The sequence below is a fragment of the Helicobacter winghamensis ATCC BAA-430 genome, from assembly GCF_028751035.1.
GTDB classification, from domain to species: Bacteria; Campylobacterota; Campylobacteria; order Campylobacterales; family Helicobacteraceae; genus Helicobacter_D; species Helicobacter_D winghamensis.
The window spans coordinates 1,596,818-1,617,965 of the sequence record NZ_CP063533.1 but is presented as its reverse complement, the minus strand read 5'-3'; the positions used below and the strand labels follow the sequence as shown (position 1 = coordinate 1,617,965).

Below are 21,148 nucleotides of genomic sequence, written 5' to 3'. Positions count from 1 at the left end.
TTCCTAAATTAATTTTTGGTTGATTCTACTTTAACAAAACTTTAACAACGCTTTTAATGTTCTAAGTTTAAGGTAGCCATTTATGGATTTTCTTGCTCTAGATTCTGTAATTTTAGGGCAAAAATTTAGAATCTTTAAGATAAGATTCCATATTAAGATTTAAGGATTAATCCTTATTAAGGAGCATTTATGAACAATATTGTAACGCGTTTTGCGCCATCCCCCACAGGTTATTTGCACATTGGAGGATTGCGCACGGCATTGTTTAATTATTTGTATGCTAGGGCAAATGGGGGGAAGTTTTTATTGCGCATTGAGGATACAGATTTGGCGCGTAACTCCACAGATGCTAAAGATGCAATCATTCAAGCTTTTGATTGGGTAGGAATGGATTATGATGGTGAAGTGGTGTATCAAAGCCAAAGATTCTCTCTATATACAGAATATGTAGAAAAGCTTTTAAAAGCTGGCAAGGCGTATTATTGCTATATGCAAAAAGAGGAATTAGAGGAAAAACGCAAAGAAGCTGAAGCAAATGGGCAAGTGTGGCAATATGATAGGCGTTATAGAGATTTTAATGGCACGCCACCAGAGGGTGTGAAACCTGTTGTTAGAATTAAAGCTCCACTTGAGGGCGAGATTGTGTTTAAAGATGGCGTAAAAGGGGAAATGCGCATTAGCGCTAAGGAATTAGATGATTTTATTATCGCAAGAAGTGATGGCACACCTACTTATAATTTTGTTGTTGCAATTGATGATGCGCTAATGGGAGTAACTGATGTAATCCGTGGAGATGACCATTTGAGTAATACGCCCAAACAAATTGTGGTGTATGAAGCATTGGGATTTGAAGTGCCACGCTTTTTTCATGTGCCGATGATTTTAAGCCCGCAAGGTAAAAAACTAAGCAAGCGCGATGGCGCAATGAGTGTAATGGAGTATAAAGATTTAGGGTATTTGCCCCAAGCCCTTTTAAATTTCTTAGTGCGTTTGGGCTGGAGCTATGGGGATCAAGAAATTTTTTCAATGCAAGAAATGCTAGAGTTTTTTGATCCTAGCAACTTAAACTCTGCTCCCTCTTCTTACAATGCAGAAAAACTTCTTTGGCTAAATGCGCATTATCTAAATATGCTAAATACGGAATCCTTAAATGTGATTCTACCTTTTTATGGTACAAATGTGCCAAATCAAGAAGTGCAAGAGATTTTATACCCAGAGATTAAAGAGCGCTCAAAAACTTTAGTGGAGTTTGTAGAGATTTTAAAAAAATGCTTAAATCCTGTGGAATCCTTTGATCAAAAATTGCACCAAAAAGTCAAAAATGATGAAAACATTCATTTTTTTAAAGAATTTCTTGTATATTTAAATGCACTTAAAAAACCTTTAAAAACCCCGCAAGAGGTAGAGAGTGAGATTGCAGCATTTGCGGATTTTCAAGGATTAAAGGCAAAAAGTTTATTTATGCCTTTGCGCTATGCAATGTTGGGAAGTAGCGGTGGAGTTGGAATTGCACCACTTATTGCAGCTTTAGGAATTGAGGCAACAAAAGAGCGGATTTTAAAGGCATTAGAGAGTTTGCAAGATATTGGCAAAGAAGAAAAATCATTCTAAAATAGGTTTAAAAGAATAAAGGGTATAATGATTATTAGTTAGGAATTTTGAGATAGGAGTTTGTAATGTTTCCGATAAAGGGAAAGATAAGACTTGTTGGAAGCGCGTTAGGAATAGGAATTGGCAAGGATTTTGTAATTTGTGTGGATAATTTTTATAATGTTTCTAAATTTGCAAAAGAACATTATGTGGTTGATAGCGCATTACAGCTTGTAAAAGATATTGAGCCTTTGCACCATTTTAGCAAAGCTACAGCAGTTTCTTATGCGACAGAAAAAGTTGCCCTAGGTTTTACAAAATCTACAAAAGGTGTTATAGTAAAAACCGATTCCAATATTGCCCCTATTGCTCAACTTACTTGGCAAAAATTACAAATTTCAAAAATTGTTTATTCTCACGATGATGGACTGCTTGCAACAGGAGGTGAAGATGGGCGTGTGCTGGTATATTCTGCGGATAATCATCAATTAATTTTAAGTCTTCCACCTTTGCCAGATACGATTTCATCTATTGTTTTTAGCGAAGATGATAGTCTAATTCTTTCAGCGTGCTATGGAAAGAGTGCGACAATCTTTAATATTGTTAAAAACACGCAAGTTGCCACACTAAAAATAGACTATCTTATTGAAGACGCGTTTTTTTATGCAGAAAATACGAAGTTATTTTGCGTAACAAAAGAGGGCAAAATTATAATTTATGATATTAAAGAAGACAAAATTATTAGCGAAATGTTGCTTCAAGGTGCTTGGCTTACAACTTGCCATAAGCTTGCGGACGAAGAATTTGCCATTGTTGGGGGTAAGGATAAGCAACTTAGGATTATCCGCCTAAGCGATAATGTGTTAATAGATTCTATCTCTTTAGAGCAAAGTGGAATTACCACAATGCGTTTTGATGAAAACTTGCTTTATCTTGGTTACTCTGATGGTGCAGTTGAGATTGTAGATATTGATGAAGCGCGCGATGAAATGCTTGAACTTTTAAATAAAGATGATTTAAAGGGTGCATTAGGTGTGATTCAGCAAAAAAATATTTTCTTAAAAACGGATAATGTGTATTGCACAAAGTTGGAATCGCAATGGAAAGAAGCCCTAGCAAAAGCCATTGATTTTCTAGCAAAAGATCAAATGCAAGAAGCAACAGCGGCTATTGAGCCTTTTATGTTAGATAAAGCTAAAAAAGAAGAGTTTGATTATTATTGGCAACAAAAGGAATTTACAGCAAAATTTATGGATGCATTAGAAGCCAAAAACTACACAGAAGCTTATCGCCTAAGCGAACAACACCCTTATTTAAAAGATACGCTTGCCTATGAAGAGGTAGAGAATTTGTGGAATAAGACTTTTGAAGTTTGCAAACGCTTATTATTCCAAGATCCACAAGGAAACTTAGCAAAAGCACAAGACTTGTTGCGCCCTTTCACGCTTGTAAAATGCAAAAAGGATTCTGCAATGATGTTACTTAGAAACAGTGATAAATATGTGCAAGCTGATAAAGAATATCGCGCAAAAAACTTTGTAGAATATTTTAAAATGACAGAACGCTTCCCCTTTTTAAAAGATGTGCTTATCTATAAAAGCGCGCTTTTAATTGGGGATCAAATTATCCAAAGGGTTAATGCACTAGAAAATCAAAATGAGTTTGCAAAAGCTCTTGAAGTGTGTAAATTACTAGCTTCTATGGCACCTTTTAGAAATGAAGCAAATTCTAAAGTTAGGGTTATTCAGCTTAAGCAGGATTTTTCACAAGCGTGCAGAGAACGCAAGCTAAGTGAAGCATTTAAACTTGCAGAAGAGCATTATGAGTTGCGTTCAATGCCAGAATATAAAATGCTCTATGATACTTTTAAAAAGCACGAGAAAATTGCCTTTAACTTTGCTGTTGCTGGCAATGGCAAGAGTGCTTTGGATAATTTAAAAGACTATTTACATATTGAATGCTGGGCAGATAAGATTGCAGCGATTTTAAAAATTGCATATTTGGCAGAATTTACAAAAAATGCACCGGGAAAAACAGGGGCGTTAGAAAATATTTCTTGGAAAGAGACTTTTCAATATTATATTGAGCGTTATGGTAAAGATGAAGAATTAAAGAAAGTTGTTAGCGAGATGGGCTTGCAAAAAGAATTAGATAGCATTCCATTTGAAGGCAATCCTAAAGGCTATCTTACAACAATTATCGCCGATTCCTTGCTAGCCATTGGCGATGAGCCACTTCATCAGCACGAAGAAGAGGGTAAATAGTTGGAATCCATTTTGAAAAAGCGTTATAAAACAAAGCAAATTGTAGTTGGAAATGTGTTAATAGGTGGTGATGCACCTATTTCTGTGCAGAGTATGACTTTTAGCAAAACTGCTGATTTAGAGACAACAAAGGCACAAATTGATCGCTTGCAACTTGCAGGGTGTGATATTGTGCGTGTAGCTGTGAGTGATATTGAAGATGCAAACGCACTAAAAGCACTCAAAAGTATGATTTCCTTGCCCCTTGTTGCCGATATTCACTTCCGCTATAAGTTTGCACTAATTGCTGCAGAATCTGTGGATTGTATCCGCATAAATCCCGGCAACATTGGCTCAAAAGAGAAGATTAAAGCTGTGGTTAATGCGTGCCAAGAAAGAGAGATTCCTATTAGAATTGGCGTAAATGCTGGAAGCTTAGAGAAGCAATTTGAAGAAAGATATGGCGCAACGCCCAAGGGAATGGTGGAATCCGCTTTGTATAATATCAAGCTTTTAGAAGATTTTGGATTTACAAACCTTAAAGTATCCCTAAAAGCAAGCGATGTGGAACGCACAATAGCGGCTTATAGAATGTTGCGTCCTTTAGTGGAGTATCCTTTTCATTTAGGGGTTACAGAAGCTGGTGATTTGGAATCTTCTATGATTAAAAGCTCTATGGCATTAGGTGGGCTTTTAATGGAGGGAATTGGCGATACAATGCGTGTTTCTATCACAGGGGAGCTAGAAAAAGAGATTGAAGTTGCGCGTGGAATCTTGCGTTATAGTGGGCGACAAAAGGAAGGGATTACTTATATCTCTTGCCCTACTTGTGGGAGATTACAAGCAGATTTAGTGCCGATTTTAAAGGAATTAAAAGAGAGAATGCCAAAAATCACCGCACCAATGCAACTCTCTGTAATGGGTTGCGCTGTGAATGCTCTGGGTGAGGCAAAGCACGCTGATGTTGCTATTGCCTTTGGGAATGGCGATGGGCTTGTGATTAAAAAGGGTGAGATTGTTGGAAAATACAAGCAAGATGAGCTGATTGATGTCTTTATTAAGGAAGTGGTAAAAACAGAAAGTGAAATGCTACAAGCCCAAAAAGAAGGGAGATAGATTAGACTAACTTTTGAAGCGTTTCAAGGTTTTCAAGTGTGGCATTAAAAGATTCTAGGTTTAATTGATAGTTGCGTGCATTTTGCAAGGCGGCTTGGATTTGCGCTTCATTAGCAATGCTAAAAGGGCTAATAAGCGCGTTTATCACCCTTAGTGGATAGACATAGGATGCTAAATTTGTTGGTAATTCATCGCTTAAGAGATGATTTGCAGTTTGCACCATTGTGCTTTCAAAATTCCAGTGTTCAAATAAAAGCCCTAAAATCTTAAATTGATTACAATTTATGAGCCTATTTTCGGATTCTAAGAAGTCTTTTGGGTCAAATTGTTGTGCGAACTCTAGCTCTTTATTTTGCTTTTTTAAACAATCTGTAATCACAACCATTCCGATGTGCATTACAAGCGCACAAGGTATTAAAATCCCTAAAAACTCTCTTTTGTTGTCATACCATTGAAGCAAAAACGCACTTTTTAAGTTTGCGCTATTTACAAAATCCTTTGTGCTGATTTTATAAGGGCTTAAATCAATTTGGAAGCTAGATTTAACAGCACTTGCTATGGCTAATCCTTTTGCGGTGGAGATTCCAAACATAGAAACTGCTTGAAACACAGAGTGTATTTGTCTTGCATAACCATAAATGGGAGAGTTTGCGTATTTTATTAATTCTGCGGTTAAAAAGGGATCTTTTTCTATAATGTTAGCAACCTGCTTTATAGTGGTTTCTTCATCTAGGCAGACTTTTTGAAGTTCAGATATGGTTTGTGGCAAGGGAGGAAGTGCTTCAATATCAGCACTAATGAGACTTTGCATAGTAGCAACCCTTAAAATATAAAATTTTTATAAATATAACATAAAATACGCATTTTTGCGCGGTTTTTGTTATAATCGTCAGAATTATTAAAAGTTTTTTAGGAGATAAAATGCAATATATTAATGATTCTTTAGAAGGCAAAAAGATTTTAATTACAGGTGGGGTTGGATTTATTGGTTCAAATTTAGCACTTTATTTTCAAAAATACCATAAGGCAGAAGTTGTTGTTTTTGATAGCTTTAGAAGCGAGAAAACCTTTAGTAATGGGCATTTTAAATCGCTTGGGCATTTTAAGAATTTATTAGATTTTAAAGGTGAAGTGATTGCTGGAGATATAACAAATAAAGCAGATTTAGAGCGTTTAGAATCTTATAATTTTGACTATATCTTTCATCAAGCAGCAATCTCTGATACAACGGTGATGGATCAAGAAGCGGTGTTGCGCGCAAATGTTAATGCTTATAAGGATTTGCTAGATTTATGCGTGCGTCAAGGGGCAAAAATGATTTATGCTTCAAGTGCGGGAGTGTATGGAAATTCCCCTGCGCCAAATAGCATAGGAAGCGGAGAGATTCCAGAAAATGTGTATGGATTTTCAAAGCTAATGATGGATAATCTTACGCAAAAATATTTGCAGCAATACCCTAATTTAAGCATTGTGGGCTTGCGTTATTTTAATGTGTATGGAAACAAAGAGGTCTATAAAGGCAAAACCGCGTCAATGATTTTACAGCTTGGATTGCAAGCCCTAGAGCAAAAAAGGGTGAGACTTTTTAAAATGGGAGAGCAAAAGCGTGATTTTGTGTATATTGAAGATGTGATTCAAGCAAATATCAAGGCAATGGAATCTAAAAAAAGTGGTGTGTATAATGTAGGAAGTGGCAATGCGCGCTCTTTTAACGATATTATTGCGTGTTTGAAAATGGATTTAGGGGAGTTTGAAGTGGAGTATTTTGATAATCCTTATGCGTTTTTTCAAACACACACAGAGGCAAATATCACGCTGACAAAGGAATTTTTAGGTTACACTCCGCGCTTTTCTTTAGAAGTTGGGGTGAAAAATTATTTGCCTGAAATTAAGGCAATCCACGCAAATGGCTTGTGGAATGCAATTGTAGGATAAGTAAGTGAAGCCAAAGATTTTAGTTGTTGGGGATTTAATTTTAGATCATTACATTTGGGGAAATTGTGAGCGTATTTCTCCAGAAGCCCCTGTGCAAGTCATTGATGTAAAAAAAGAATCCCTAAATTTAGGCGGTGCGTGTAATGTGGCAAGCAATCTTGTGAGTTTAGATTCTAGCGTTTGGATTTGTGGAATTGCAGGAGAAGATGAGGCGGGAAGCACGCTAAAAGCAGAGCTAGAAAAGCTAGGGATTCACACAGATGGAATCTTTTTTGAAAATAATCGCCCAACCACGCAAAAATCGCGCATCATCGCCGGGCATCAGCAAGTTGTGCGTGTGGATAGGGAGGATAAGACGAAAATTACAAAAGAGGGCGAAGCATTTATTTTAAAATTCACAGAGGCGTTGATTTTGGATTCCAACATCGCGTGTATTGTGTTAAGCGATTATCAAAAAGGTGTGCTAAGTGTGGAGCTTACACAACGCTTAATTGCCCTAGCAAAAAGCAAAGGTGTAAAAATACTGGCTGATCCAAAGGGCAGGGATTACACAAAATACAAAGGCGCAACACTGCTAACGCCCAATAAAAAGGAAGCCGCAGAAGCCACCAGTATCACAATTTGCGATGAAAAAAGCTTAAAAGAAGCCCTTGTATGCTTGCAGGATTTGTGTGATTTAGAGATTTCTTTAATCACACTTAGCGAAGATGGAATCGCTTTTAAAGATAGCACAACACAAGAGATAAAAAGGATTCCAACTATTGCGCGGGAAGTCTTTGATGTAACTGGGGCTGGAGATACGGTGATTGCATCATTAGCCTATATGTTAGCTTTAGGTGAGCCAATCTCTCAAAGCGTGTATTTTGCAAATGCTGCTGCTGCTGTGGTGGTTAGCAAATTAGGTTCAGCAACAGCAAGCAAGCAAGAGATTTTTGCGTATTTAAAGCGCAATAATCTTTTAGATTCTACACTTGCAAATACAGAGTTTTTAAAAATCTTTGATGTAGAGCAAAATAGTTTTGGTTTTAGCTCGCAAATTAGCAAGATTTTAAAACGCAAAACACTTAATTTTTATGGGGATAAGTGGATTAGAGAGAGTGATTTTACGCCCTTTTTAGAGAGCTTAGAGCAGTTAAAGCAAGAAGGGTTTAAGGTGATTTTTACTAATGGTTGTTTTGATCTTTTGCATTTAGGGCATTTGGATTATCTCCACAAGGCGCGTAAATTAGGGGATTTACTAATTGTTGGATTAAATAGCGATGCTTCCATTAAACGCTTAAAAGGGGAGTTGCGTCCTGTGAATTGCCAAAGGGATAGAATCGCGCAACTTTGTGCTTTAGAATGTGTGGATTTTGTGGTAGTGTTTGATGCAGACACGCCAGAGTGGCTGATTGCAAAAATCCGCCCTGATGTTCTTGTTAAGGGTGCGGATTATGCAAATAAAGAAGTTGTGGGCGCAAAATTTAGCAAGGAAGTGCGTTTGATTGATGTTATAGAGGGCAAAAGCACAACGCATTTAATCCAAAAAATTAAGAGTTTATAAAGGAATCATAATGCAAACATTAATTTTAAGTGAAATACAAGCACATTTACAAAGTGCCAAAAAATTAGAATCTCTCGTGCCTAGCTTAGAAGTGGCGGCAAAAATGCTAATTGACACACTTAAAAGTGGAGGCAAGATTTTACTTTGCGGCAATGGCGGAAGTGCCGCAGACGCACAACACATTGCCGCAGAGCTTACAGGGCGTTATAAAAAGGAGAGACAAGGGCTTAGTGCCATAGCTCTTACAACAGATACAAGTGCGCTTACAGCTATTGGCAACGATTATGGCTATGATTGTGTGTTTTCTAGGCAATGTGAAGCCTTGGCAAGAAATGGGGATTTGCTATGGGGAATCTCAACAAGCGGAAATAGTAAAAATGTGCTAAACGCGCTAGAAAAGGCACGCAAAATGGGCTGCAAGACTTTAGGTTTTAGTGGCAGAGATGGTGGGGCTATGCAAAATTTTTGTGATGTGTTATTAATCTCTCCAAGTAATGATACGCCAAGAATCCAAGAAATGCACATTTTAATGGGGCATATTCTTTGTGATTTGATTGAAAAAAGCTATTAAATGTTTTTTGAAAAAATCATCTCTGTATGCTCTGATGAAAGCTTTTCTCTGCAAAACGCACTCCTTAAACAACTTCAAAATGGTGGGATTCAAGCGGATTTTAGTAATTTGAGTGCGGATTTAGATGGAATCTATTTTTCCTATCCTAATAACTCACAACAAAAAGTTTTGCTCTATCAAGCAAAAATCCAAGAATCTCTCTTTAGAGCACAAGGCGATCCAGGTGTGCATTTATGTGGCTGTAAGGCTTGTTTAGATGGGCTTAAAAGTCCTGATTTTCTAGCAGTGATTGCTTATGAGTTGCGTTTTTTTCTAGGGATTTATTCGCATAAAATTCAAATGAAGTTTTTTAATGATAAGCCTTTAGAGTTATGCCAAGAATGTGTCAAAATCACAGGATTTAATGGAGATTTAAAGGCATTTTTGAAGGGATAAAAATGTGGAATCTTTTTTTAAGATTCTAATTTTTTCTTTTAAAACCTGTGTTTGTATGGCATTTGGAGTGGGGTTATTTTGTGCGATCCATTCCTTTGGAGAATAGTTTAAAAGCGTATTAAAGGTATTTAGCAAAGTTTTTTTAAAGTCTAAAAAGTTGGAATCTAAAAATTTTTGGCTTATTCGTCCTTGTTTGTCAGCTAAAAGCAAGTCAAGTTGAAGTTCTAGCAATATAGAATCTTTTTTGTAAGAATCAAAAAACTTCACGCATTTACTAAGGCGCATTTGCGGAAGTAAGTAGATTTTAATGTGATTTTGGATTAAAAGTAGCATAGGCTTTTTAATGGCATTTGGGATTGAAATATCTAAAAGTGGAGCGATGATTTTTAAATTATCGTGTCCTTGTGAGTTGCCAAAATTGCGATAACAATAGGGCTTTGCAATGTCGTGGTAGAGTGCGGCAAACTTTAAAATCAAGCATTGCTTGGTGTTTTTTTGAGAGTCTGTGTGCTTTAAGACTTCCATTGTGTGCGCAAAGACAGATGCTTCTAGGTGGTGTAAATTGCCTTCTTTTAAAGTGGTTAGCGCGTAAATGCTAGGGAAAATCATATCAAGCACGCCAAGTTCAAAAAGGCTTTCAAAAAATAAATGGGAATTTTGCCCTAAAAGCGCACTTTCTACTTCCTTATACACGCGGTTTTTCTCCAAATAGCACAACTCATCGCGCATTTTGTAAATTAAAACTTTTGTGCTTTGGTGGATTTTCCACTCCATACCAAGTCTAGCACGAAGTCTTGCAGCCCTAAGCACGCGCAAAGGATCTTCACAAAAGGCTTCGCTAATGTGGCGTAAAATCTTATTTTCTAAGTCTTTTTTTCCATTAAACGGATCGTAGTAAGTTTGTGTGGTTTCATCAAAGGCAATGGCATTTAGTGTTAAGTCGCGCCGTTTTAAATCTTCATACAAAGAAACTTGCTGTGTTTCTATGCTAAATCCATTATAGCCGTGTTGTGTCTTTTTCTCACGCCTTGCTAGAGCGATTTGTGAGCCATCTTTTTGTAGAAAAACAGGGAAGCTTTTACCGACTTTAGGCAAATGTGCAAAATCTTCTTCGCTAAAGCCCACCGCTACATAATCTTTATCTTTAATGGGGAGCTTAAGTAGCCCATCGCGAACAGCTCCGCCAACAAGATAGATTTTTCTAGTAAAGTCCGTATTTTCCATCAATTCGCTTGTAAATCACACGCATTTTAGAATCCTTATCGTTAAAGACAAAAAACTGCTGCGAGCTACTTTTTAGGCGTTCTAGTGCATCTTCAATATCCAAAGGCTTGTGTAAATCTAAATCCATAGGCACAATTTCATCTTCGCCCTTGTTTGCTAGGGCTTCATCACGCAAAATCGTGGTTACCATTAAATCCTGCGTTGGAGTGGCAAACTTTTTGTTGTGCTTATCGTGGTAGCGACGCAAAATCTTGTGCATTCTGCCAATTGCTAAATCCACAGCTGCATAAAAATCCTTATCAATTTGATTAATCACAAGCGTATTAGAATGTGCTAAGGATAGGGTAATATCAATACCAAAGGTGCGTTTTTTCTTTTTTTCACCTTTTTTGCTACCTTTTTTCTCTTGGTAAGTTACGATAACACGCGTGCTTAGAATGTCAAGTTGGTATTTTTCAAGGCTTTGCGTAAGACTGAAAATATAGTCTTTCATTGCTTGAGTAAGTTCAAAGTGGCGGGAAGTAATGATTGTTTGCATTTGCTATCCTTGTAGTGAAATTGAGATTATTGTAGCATATTAAAGGATATGTTGCATACTTTGGTGTAAAATTTTTGTATCAAATGTGATATTCTGGGATTCCATAAAAATTTCAAAGGCTAAAATGGCTTGATTAATTAGCATTGCTTTGCCATCACTAGTTGCGATATTTATGGATTTTGCAAGAGTTAAAAAAGGTGTTTGTCTGCCATAAATTAAATCAAAGGCAAGACGCGCTTTTTTAAGCAAGGGGCTTAAATACTCTTTTGCTAAAGGTAAATCACTATTTGTAAGCCCTGCTGGAGTAGTGTTAATGATTAAATCATAGGGATTTTTAGGCGTAAATGTATCAAAGGTAAAACATTCAAAGTTTTTAAAATCCTTTAAGCGTTTTTTTGAGCGATTAATAAGTGTTACGCAAATTGCTTTTTGCTTTAAAATGTGAGCAACAGCCTTTGCTGAGCCACCAGCACCGATGATTAGGGCATTTTTTGGTGCTAAATCTTTAATGCAAAGATAGAATCCTAAAGCATCGGTGTTATACCCTAGCATTCTGCCTTTTTCAAAAATAATGGTATTAACAGCTCCGATTTCACGAGCGATTCCAAAGATTTCATCACAAGAATTAAAAGCAACTTCTTTAAAAGGCACGGTAATATTTGCGCCCTTTAAATGCAAGCTTCTTAAATGATAGAAAGATTGATTTTCTTGCAATAAATAACGCCCATAAAAGCCCGGTATTCCTAGCATTTTAAAAGCGTGATTGTGTAAGATAGGAGAGAGTGAATGGGAAATTGGATTGCCAATGACTGCAAATTGCATAATTAATCGCGCAAAATTAGGGAGCGGCGCACAACCCAGCCATTTTTGCCACTAGTGGTTGAGTCTTGGATTTTTACCCAAATTCCATTTGTTTCTACAATGCTAACCGCATCACTTGGTGTGAGTTTGTTTAGGATTCTAGCTTCCGTGCTAGGGTTTTCTCTAATATTTAAGCTTGGCACTTTAGAGGCATAAAGTGCTTGTTTAGTTTCTGTTTGTATCAGTGTTTGCGGAGTTGCAACATTAATTTTAGATTCTAACTTTTGTGGTGCTTCTATTTCTTTTGTGAAACGCTTTAAAGACCAACCAATAGGTTCTTTAGTATTAGAATCTGCCAGCAAAACCCAGCCGTCCCTTTCATCAAGACTTATAGCGGTTTGCGTTGGAGTGAGTTTGCCAACGATAGGGGATTGCGTGTTTGTATCTTGGCGGATATTTAAGGATTTTACAAGACTTGTTAAAAAAATGATAGGATTAGATTCTGGAAGTTGTTGTGGTGTTGTTAGCGGCGCTTCTAAGGGTATTTGGCTAGGTTGCGTTCTAGCTTCTTGAATTAAAACTTGTTGTGCGCTTTGTGGGATTTCTGCTACGCTTTGCATAGATTCTTCTTCAGAAATAGGGGGTTGTGCAGATTCTTTTTCCTTTAAAAGCTCAAAAGCGGAATAATACGCTACAAATGTTAGCAAGAACACAAAAACAGGTAAGGGATAAACCTTTAGAATCTTTTTTAGGTTTTCAAGCATTAGTATCTTTTCTCTTTTTGGGCTAGATTATAACAAAAAATCATATTCTACACAAATTCTACACCTTTTTCTCCACTTTCAAGCATTCCTAAGATATAACCTCCAGATTCTTTAGCAACAAAATCCGCGTCTTTAGAATCCACAATTAGCACCATTCCAACACCCATATTAAAGGTGCGATATTTATCAGTATCTTGGATATAGTGGCAAAGCATTTCAAAAATTGGTAATTGTTGAATGTTTTTTTCAATCACTTTTGCGCAAATTCCATTAGGCAGAACGCGCGGAAGATTTTCTACAAGTCCGCCCCCGGTAATATGCGCTAAGGCTTTGATTTTGCTTTGGAGTTTTTTAAAAGTTTGAACATAAATTTTTGTAGGCGTTAGTAAAGTTTCAATTAAAGGCTTTCCATTAAAGTTGGAATCTAAATTAATCGCGTGCTTTTCTAGGATTTTGCGCACTAAAGAATAGCCATTAGAGTGGATTCCACTGCTTGGAAGCGCGACTAATACATCGCCTATGCTTGCTTGAAGCGGACGCTCTACAATTTCTCTTTCAGCAATTCCTACTGCAAAGCCTGCTAAATCAAAATCCTTATCCTTATACATTCCGGGCATTTCCGCGCTCTCTCCACCAATTAATGCACATTGTGCTTCTAAGCAACCTTGTGTGATTCCACTAATCACTTGCAATGCGGCATTTTTATCAAGCTTGCCAGTGGCATAATAGTCTAAAAAAAACATAGGCGTTGCAAAATTGCAAATCAAATCATTAACGCACATTGCAACCAAATCAATCCCAACACTATTTAAGATTCCACTATCAATAGCTAGCTTTAGCTTCGTGCCAACGCCATCTGTGGCAGCTAAAATCACAGGCTCTTTATAGCCACTAGGCAACAAAAATGCACCACTAAAAGATCCGATTCCACCTAAGACATTTTGATTAAAGGTTTGTTTAACAAGCCCTTTTAAGTCTTCTACAAGTGCGTTTCCCTCGGCAATATCTACGCCAGAATCTTTATAGTTTAATTTCTCCATTGTTAATCCCAAAGCAAATTTTAAGTCGCAATGATACACAAAAGCAACTTAAAGCTTACAAATTCTAACATTTCTATAAGCGTTCAAGGCTTTTTAACGCAATTCCATATATAATAAAGCAAATTTCCACACAATAAAGGGGTTGCTATGCCACAAAATTCTTTGAATAAATCTGCTAATTTTATTAATCGTGAGTTATCTTGGTTGCGATTTAATACGCGCGTTTTAAGTGAAGCTCAAGATGAAAATAATCCGCTTTTAGAAAGGCTTAAGTTTATTGCGATTTATGGCACAAATTTAGATGAATTTTATATGGTGCGCGTAGCGGGACTTAAACGCCTTTATAGTGCCGGCATTACAGAGAGTGGTCCTGATAGACTCACGCCAAAAGATCAGTTAGAACAAATTAGAAGCTATTTAAAGAGAGAAAAAAAATGCCTAGAGGATTGCTATTTTTCTATTAAAGAGGGTTTGGCAAAGCTTGGATTGCATATTAAAACTTATGCGCAAGGCAATAAGCAAGAAAAGCAAGAATTGCAGGAGTATTTTTTAAATCATCTTTACCCTATTGTTGTGCCTATTGCTGTAGATGCAACACATCCTTTTCCGCATTTAAATAATCTTAGCTATGTGCTTGCTTTAAAGCTTCAAAATTTAGATAATCCCAATGAGATAAAGTTTGGTATGACACGCATTTCAAGAATGCTTCCGGGGTTTGTGCAATTAGGGGATACTTATTTTTGCACCGATTCTATTGTGGCGGAATTTACAAATGAGCTTTTTCCGGGCTTTAAAGCGTTAAGTTGGAGTGCATTTAGGGTTACAAGAAACGCAGATATGGAGATTGAAGAAGAAGAGGGCGATGATTTTATGGCGTTAATGACAGAGGGATTAAAGTCGCGCCGAAAAGGAGAGATTATCCGCCTTGAAATTGGAAAAACTGATGATTTAGAGCTAAAAAACTTCATCACGCAATACATTCAAGTTGCCCCAGAAGATATTTATGAATCTGAAGTGCCGATGAACTCTAGTATTCTTTGGGAGATTGTCGGGAATAAAAATTTTGCAAAACTAACTTTTCCAAGCTACACTTCTAAGGTTTTACCACCACTTGATTCTAATGTCAATCTTTTTTCTGTGCTTGATAGTCAAGATATTCTAAGCTTTCAACCCTATGAAAGCTTTGATCCTGTGGTGAATTTTATCCAAAGTGCCGCAAAAGATCCTGATGTGTTTTCTATTAGAATGACACTTTATCGTGTGGGCAAAAACTCACCCATTGTAAAATCTCTCATTGAAGCGGCTGAAAACGGCAAGCAAGTAACTGCTCTTGTGGAGCTAAAAGCAAGATTTGATGAAGAGAATAATCTCCATTGGGCGCGGGCATTAGAATCCGCTGGGGCGCATGTAATTTATGGTGTTCCGGGACTTAAGGTGCATGCTAAAATTGCCTTAGTGATTAAAAGCATTGGAAAAGAATTGCGCGAATATGTGCATTTAAGCACAGGAAATTACAATCCAAGCACAGCAAAAATTTACACAGATATTAGCTATATGACTTCTAAGCGTGCATTTACGCAAGACGCGACTAAGTTTTTTCACAATCTCTCTGGTTTCTCACACAAATCTAAACTAAGCGTATTGCTTGCCGCCCCTTTGCAAATCAAGCCAAAAATTTTGGATTTAATTGAAAATGAAGCAAGAATGGGAAGTGAGGGGCGCATTATTTTAAAGGCAAACTCCATTGTAGATACTGATGTGATTTTAGCGCTTTACAAGGCTTCAAATGCTGGGGTTAAGATTGATTTAATCGTGCGTGGAATTTGTTGCTTGCGACCGGGAATTAAGGGGGTTAGCGAGAATATTCGTGTGGTTTCTATTGTGGGTAAATATTTAGAACACGCAAGAATTTATTATTTTAAGCACGCAGAAGTGCCAATCTACTTTGCAAGCGCGGATTTAATGCCAAGAAACTTAGAGCGCCGTGTAGAGCTAATGACGCCTATTTTTGATGATGAGCTAGCAAACAAGCTTTTTGAAATTATCAAAATCCAAAGTGAAGATAACGCTAAAGCGCACGAATTAGGCTCTAATGGGGAATACAAAAAATTATCTCCAAAAGAAAATGAAAAGTTAATAAATAGCCAAAAAATGCTAGAAGAACACACAAATGCGTTGTATTCTTCGCTCAAGCAAGAAGAGCGCGCCGTTAAAGCAAAAAAACTAGCAAGCAGAATGTTTAAAGAGAGTTAGAATTTTTTTAGGATTCCTTGTAAGTCTTTCAACCTAAACATAAAGGCTTGGATATAAAAAGTGGCATAAAAAGTAATAAAAAAAAGTAAATTAAAAATGTTTTATTTATTTTTCTTATGCAAAGAAGTATAATTACACATTTTTATTTTTACAAATAAGGGAGAAATAAATGCAAAACAATGTTCAATTAACCCAGCGGGGGGGGGGGGCAAATCCTAGTTATCAGCCACTAAAACGACTTACTTCTTCATTCTTTTATGGTTCATTAGTTTTAACAACCTTACTTACAAATGTCAATGCACGGGATATTACAGGGAGTAGTAATCCATTTAGTATCAATGGAACAACAGTTACAATTAAAAAGGGAGGGATTGTATCAAAGGGGACACCAGTTGTTGATAGCTATAATGCTAGCACTTCTTCCATAGCTGTTGGTAATAGCACTAATGATAGTAGTATATTTATAGAAGAAGGTGGCAGATTAGATGGTAGAATTTATACCCGTCGAGGGAAAATTAATACATTAAATGTTGAAGGTTCTATTGGCGCTGGTAACTCCAATGCTAGTATTATAAATTTTCGCCAAACAAAAATTGGAACAATTAACATAGGGAAAACAGGTGTTCTTGAAGGCGCAATTATTAATTCTTGGTTTGCTACCCAAGGTTTAGTTACTGGTAAAAGTGTGATTGATGAAATTATTGTAACAGGGACTATTAAAGGCGGAGTTGAAAATCAATCTGGCACAATGAAAAATATTCAGGTGAGTGGAACTATTAATGGGGACATTAAAAACGAAGATATAATGACTGCACTTATTATCAATGGCGGTAGCGTAGGTGGCGACATTAAAAACAGCGGAACCAATGCAAAAACAGGAAACATTACTATTAACAATGGTGGAAGTGTTGGTGGTTCTATCATCAATGAAAATGGTGCAAATTATGAAGCTACAAATACAATTACACTAGATAAAGGCTCTAGCCTAGGTGGTATTCAAAACAAAGGAGCAAACTCAACTTTTAGTGCCAATCTTGATTTAAAAGGCAATGTTGGAACAATCTCTAATGAAGGAACATTTAATAGTGATTTAAATCTTAATAACATTAGTGTTAATACAATTAACAATTCTAAAGATTTCAATGGAGATTTAAATCTTAGTAATGGTGCGAGTGTTCAAGCCATTAACAACAATGGCGGAACAATCTCTAAAGATATTAGTATAAACTCTAATGCTAAGGTTGGAACAATCTCTAATGCTGTTGGTGCAATCATTGCAAAAAACATTTCTGTAAATAATGCTACACTAACAAGCATTGATAACAAAGGAACAATTCAAGAAGCTATTAAATTAGAAAACAATGGAACAATAGGCGATATTACTAATAGTGGAACAATCTCTAAAGAAATTAATATAAGCTCTAATGCTAAGGTTGGAGCAATCTCTAACTCTGGAACAATTCAAGAAGCTATTAGACTAAATAGTGGAATCCTAACTGCTCTAAGCAATGCTAAAAATGCAACCATTAAAGAAGTAAGTATTACTAATAATTCTAAAGTAGGTAATATTACTAATGAAGGCACAATCACAAATGGTATCACAATTGATAAAGCAAGCTTAGAAGGTAATATTACAAATTCTGGAAATCTTTCTAAAATAGATGTTAATAATGGTGGAAACATCACAGGTAATATTACTTATAGCAATAACGCTAAAGGAAATCTTACTATTAAAGATGGTGGTAAAGTAGCAGGAGCTTTTATTAATGAAAAAAATTCAACCTTTAATGACGCAATCAAAGTAGAAAACAATGCAAGTTTAGGCGGAGTTGTTAATAAAGGAACATTTTCAGGTAGTCTTACAGTAGATAAAGGTGGAGAAGTAGGATATATTTCTTATGAAGAGGGTTCTACCTTTAATGGAACACTAGATATAAAAGGGGAAGTAGGTGGAATCTCTAATAAAGGAAACTTTAATGGAACTATTAAAGTAGATTCTATTCTAAAAGCTTTAAGTAATGAAGGAACTATTAAAGAAGTAGAACTTGCCAATACTGCTAAACTTGATGCTCTAATTAATGAAGGAACTATTAATGATAAACTCACAAACAAAGGAGAGCTTGCACAATTAGCAAACTCTGGGACATTAGAAAATGGATTTGAAAGTGAGAGTAAAAAAGATACCACTTTAATAAACTCTGGAAACATTAAAAATGGTATTACTAATAATGGAACTGGAAAACTAACTCTAGCTAATAGTGGAACTATCACTAATGGTATTACTAACAACACTAATGCAAATCTCACTTTAGTTAATCAAAAGAACATTACAGGAGATATTACTAACAATACCAATGCAAATCTTACCTTAGATAACCACAAAGACATCACAGGAAGTATCACTAACTCTGGGGAATTAACTCTAACTAATACTGGAGATATTTCTAAGGGAGTTACTAATAATGCTAATAGTAATTTAACTCTAACTAACTCTGGAACAATTACTGAAAATATCACTAACTCTGGTGAATTAACTCTTACTAATACTGGAAATATTTCTCAAGGTATTACTAATAGTGGAACTATGACTCTTGCTAATAACCTTGATAATGGTATAACAAGAGCAGTAAGTAATCTTGCAAATGGAATCATTGGTAAAAACAATAATGGTGTGCAATTAGAAAACAATGGAGTAAATGCTAAACTCTCTATTAAAGATTGGTATTTTAAAGCACCCGAATTTACAACTAATGATGAAAGAAAAGATGGCTCTTTACTTGTAGGTGGAGATAATATTGCTGGAATCTCTTTAGAGAAAGTCTATATTAACACTGAAGATTTAGATATAGATAAAATCTATGATTCTAATACTTTCTTTGCAGATAAAGATGGAAATGCAGTAGGAGAGCAAATTAATACTAATCAAGGAATTGATGCTAATAATATCCATTCTATCTCTGGAATTTATACCTTTGAGAGTGCAAACAATAATGGGGGATATAGAGCAAAAATTAATCGTGCAGAATTAAGTGGTAAAACCTTAGCACAATCTGTTGTGTATTCTTCAAGACTTAGAAATATGAGCGTTTCAAATCTTTTAAGAGCTACCACCACACAGAACTTTGCAACAAACTTTAATGCCATAGAAGATATGGAACTCTCTAAAGAAGGAGAAGCACCAACAGATGCAGATGTTTTATCAGAGTTTGAAAAACTCTATATTAACCATAATAACTTAGAATCTAAAAACCATTCCTTTGTAATTCCTTATTATCAATACTTTAGTGCAGATATGGAAGGGGGCAGTGGAAAACTAAAATCTAATTCTGCAGGAATGCTAATAGGAACACAAAGACTACTTCCAAATGATTATGGAATCTTAGGTGTTTATGGCGGATTTGAAAGTGCAGATCAAGATGTTTCTAACCAAAGATTAGAGTTTGATAATAAATCTTACTTTGGGGGATTATCTTATTATGATATTTTTTATAGAAAAGGTTTAACACAATATTTTGTGAGTCTTACAACAAATCTTGATTACACTAATGCAGATGTTAGCAAAACTTATACAGATGGTGTTACAAAAGTAGATTCTACTGCAAAGATTTATGGATATGGAGTAAATGCAAGAGTTGGATTAAGCCATTATATGTTGCATAACTATTTAAGAGTAACTCCAGAGATAGGATTTAATTATTTAGGAATGCATTCTAAAGACTTTACATTACAACACTTAGGTGGAACAAATGAACATTATAAGGCACAATATTTTAACTTTATAGATACAGTTGCTTCTATAAAAATAGAATCCCCTTATAGTAATCGTTTAAGAACATCTTTTAGTGTAGGTGGTTTATACAATGTTTATAAAGATGCAGAAGGAAGATTAAAGCTAGATAGAAATATCCTTACAAGTGAAATTGATGTTGCAAGATGGTATGCATTTGTGCAAATGGGATTATCTTATGATTTCTTAGAAAATGCTAATCTCTCATTAAACTATAATGGAATCTCTACACTCTCAAGCAAAGCAAACTCTCATAGTGTGTTTGTGAAGTTTGCTTGGTGGTGGTAGGGGAGTTGGAATCTAATTAGAATCTAAAATGTATTTACATTTTAGATTCTAATTAATAATTTTGCAATCTCTTTTGCGTGGTAAGTGATGATAATATCTGCTCCAGCGCGCTTAAAGCTTATCATTGTTTCCATTAATACGCGTTCATAGTCAATTAATCCTGCCTTTTGTGCAAACTTTAGCATTGCATATTCTCCACTTACATTATACACAGCAAGAGGCAATAGACTTCTTTCTCTAATATCTCTTACAATATCAAGGTAAGCAAGAGCGGGCTTTACCATTAAAATATCCGCCCCTTGCGCTTCATCTTCTAGGCTCTCAAGAATTGCTTCTCTACGATTTGCTGGGTTTTGCTGATAGCTTTTTCTATCTCCAAAACTTGGTGTGCTTTGTGCGACATCTCTAAAAGGTCCATAATAGCCACTAGCAAATTTAGTAGAATAGCTCATTAGCGGTATGTGTGAAAATCCTGCATTATCTAGGGCTTGGCGCAAAGATAGAATCATTCCGTCCATCATTCCGCTTGGTGCAATTAAATCCGCACCAGCCTTTGCTAGCACAAGGGCTTGCTTGTTTAAAATCTCTAGCGTTAAATCATTATCTACGCTTTGAAGTTTTGGGTTTAGGATTCCACAATGTCCGTGGTCTGTGTATTCACAAAAGCATAAATCCACACATAAAAGTAAATTTGGTAATTTCTCTTTGATTGCACGCAAAGCTTGTGCGATGATTCCTTGCTCGCTTAGTGCTTCAGAGCCTATACTATCTTTAATAGACGGAATCCCAAAAAGCATTATTGCATTAATTCCTAGACTTTGAAGCTCGGCACATTCTTTTAGTGCGTTATCAATGCTTAGTTGATAGACATCAGGCATACTTGCAATTGTGTTTTTAACGCTCTCTCCGTGTGTGATAAAAAGTGGATAAATAAGATCTTGCACTCTTAGGCTATTTTCTTCTACAAGATTGCGCACCACGCTATTTAATCTAACTCTTCTTAAACGCTTAAACATAGAA

At 36.0% G+C, this 21,148-nt stretch carries 16 protein-coding genes; 9 read left to right on the top strand and 7 right to left on the bottom strand.

From position 1 onward, the window contains the following. The first annotated feature begins 189 nt into the window (after nucleotides 1–189). The 3 genes from gltX to ispG all read left to right on the top strand — a co-directional run bounded on the left by gltX (nucleotide 190) and on the right by ispG (nucleotide 4,949). Entirely contained in the window at nucleotides 190–1,611 is a 1,422-nt protein-coding gene (gene gltX / locus IP358_RS08275; RefSeq protein ID WP_006803270.1) for a glutamate--tRNA ligase, read from the top strand. A gap of 65 nt (nucleotides 1,612–1,676) precedes the next feature. Beyond that, nucleotides 1,677–3,854, top strand: coding sequence for a WD40 repeat domain-containing protein (locus IP358_RS08270; protein ID WP_006803271.1), 2,178 nt, complete (start codon nucleotides 1,677–1,679; stop codon nucleotides 3,852–3,854). Nucleotides 3,855–3,866: 12 nt separating this feature from the next. Next, nucleotides 3,867–4,949 carry a flavodoxin-dependent (E)-4-hydroxy-3-methylbut-2-enyl-diphosphate synthase gene (gene ispG / locus IP358_RS08265; protein WP_006803272.1) on the top strand — a complete coding sequence of 361 codons (1,083 nt, stop codon included), beginning with the start codon at nucleotides 3,867–3,869 and terminating at the stop codon, nucleotides 4,947–4,949. A gap of 1 nt (nucleotide 4,950) precedes the next feature. Here the strand turns inward: ispG and IP358_RS08260 are convergent, their stop codons facing one another. After that, entirely contained in the window at nucleotides 4,951–5,760 is an 810-nt protein-coding gene (locus tag IP358_RS08260) for an HDOD domain-containing protein (protein ID WP_006803273.1), read from the bottom strand. Nucleotides 5,761–5,870: 110 nt separating this feature from the next. Between IP358_RS08260 and rfaD the strand changes: the two genes are divergently transcribed. Genes rfaD through IP358_RS08240 form a run of 4 tightly spaced genes read left to right on the top strand, consistent with a single transcriptional unit; the run spans nucleotide 5,871 to nucleotide 9,433 of the window. Further along, nucleotides 5,871–6,884, top strand: coding sequence for an ADP-glyceromanno-heptose 6-epimerase (gene rfaD / locus IP358_RS08255; RefSeq protein ID WP_101312933.1), 1,014 nt, complete (start codon nucleotides 5,871–5,873; stop codon nucleotides 6,882–6,884). Between the two features lie 4 nt (nucleotides 6,885–6,888). Then, the gene (gene rfaE1 / locus IP358_RS08250) at nucleotides 6,889–8,427 is read left to right on the top strand and encodes a D-glycero-beta-D-manno-heptose-7-phosphate kinase (protein ID WP_006803275.1); all 1,539 of its coding nucleotides are present in this window, start codon (nucleotides 6,889–6,891) and stop codon (nucleotides 8,425–8,427) included. 10 nt (nucleotides 8,428–8,437) lie between these two features. Next, nucleotides 8,438–8,998 carry a D-sedoheptulose 7-phosphate isomerase gene (gene gmhA / locus IP358_RS08245; RefSeq protein ID WP_006803276.1) on the top strand — a complete coding sequence of 187 codons (561 nt, stop codon included), beginning with the start codon at nucleotides 8,438–8,440 and terminating at the stop codon, nucleotides 8,996–8,998. Then, entirely contained in the window at nucleotides 8,999–9,433 is a 435-nt protein-coding gene (locus tag IP358_RS08240) for a hypothetical protein (protein WP_006803277.1), read from the top strand. Here the strand turns inward: IP358_RS08240 and IP358_RS08235 are convergent. Genes IP358_RS08235 through purM form a run of 5 tightly spaced genes read right to left on the bottom strand, consistent with a single transcriptional unit; the run spans nucleotide 9,410 to nucleotide 13,800 of the window. Continuing rightward, the gene (locus tag IP358_RS08235; RefSeq protein WP_006803278.1) at nucleotides 9,410–10,657 is read right to left on the bottom strand and encodes a polynucleotide adenylyltransferase; all 1,248 of its coding nucleotides are present in this window, start codon (nucleotides 10,655–10,657) and stop codon (nucleotides 9,410–9,412) included. The two genes, IP358_RS08240 and IP358_RS08235, sit on opposite strands and share 24 nt — an antisense overlap. Beyond that, nucleotides 10,635–11,195, bottom strand: coding sequence for a ribosome hibernation-promoting factor, HPF/YfiA family (hpf, locus tag IP358_RS08230; protein ID WP_006803279.1), 561 nt, complete (start codon nucleotides 11,193–11,195; stop codon nucleotides 10,635–10,637). Before hpf ends, IP358_RS08235 begins: the two co-directional genes overlap by 23 nt. 39 nt (nucleotides 11,196–11,234) lie before the next feature. Then, the gene (locus IP358_RS08225) at nucleotides 11,235–12,017 is read right to left on the bottom strand and encodes a shikimate dehydrogenase (RefSeq protein ID WP_006803280.1); all 783 of its coding nucleotides are present in this window, start codon (nucleotides 12,015–12,017) and stop codon (nucleotides 11,235–11,237) included. A gap of 2 nt (nucleotides 12,018–12,019) precedes the next feature. Further along, the gene (locus IP358_RS08220; protein WP_006803281.1) at nucleotides 12,020–12,760 is read right to left on the bottom strand and encodes an SH3 domain-containing protein; all 741 of its coding nucleotides are present in this window, start codon (nucleotides 12,758–12,760) and stop codon (nucleotides 12,020–12,022) included. Between the two features lie 47 nt (nucleotides 12,761–12,807). Continuing rightward, nucleotides 12,808–13,800 carry a phosphoribosylformylglycinamidine cyclo-ligase gene (gene purM, locus IP358_RS08215; protein WP_040498888.1) on the bottom strand — a complete coding sequence of 331 codons (993 nt, stop codon included), beginning with the start codon at nucleotides 13,798–13,800 and terminating at the stop codon, nucleotides 12,808–12,810. Nucleotides 13,801–13,947: 147 nt separating this feature from the next. Here purM and IP358_RS08210 point away from each other — a divergent pair, with 147 nt between their 5' ends. Further along, entirely contained in the window at nucleotides 13,948–16,053 is a 2,106-nt protein-coding gene (locus IP358_RS08210; protein WP_006803283.1) for an RNA degradosome polyphosphate kinase, read from the top strand. A gap of 169 nt (nucleotides 16,054–16,222) precedes the next feature. Continuing rightward, a complete protein-coding gene (locus IP358_RS08205; RefSeq protein ID WP_370525616.1) occupies nucleotides 16,223–20,128 on the top strand; it encodes a hypothetical protein in 3,906 nt (1,301 codons plus the stop codon). Nucleotides 20,129–20,169: 41 nt separating this feature from the next. On the opposite strand, the gene hemB is transcribed toward IP358_RS08205, so the two are convergent. Further along, complete coding sequence (hemB, locus tag IP358_RS08200; RefSeq protein WP_101313241.1) at nucleotides 20,170–21,144, bottom strand: porphobilinogen synthase; 975 nt, start codon at nucleotides 21,142–21,144, stop codon at nucleotides 20,170–20,172. Nucleotides 21,145–21,148 lie beyond the last annotated feature (4 nt).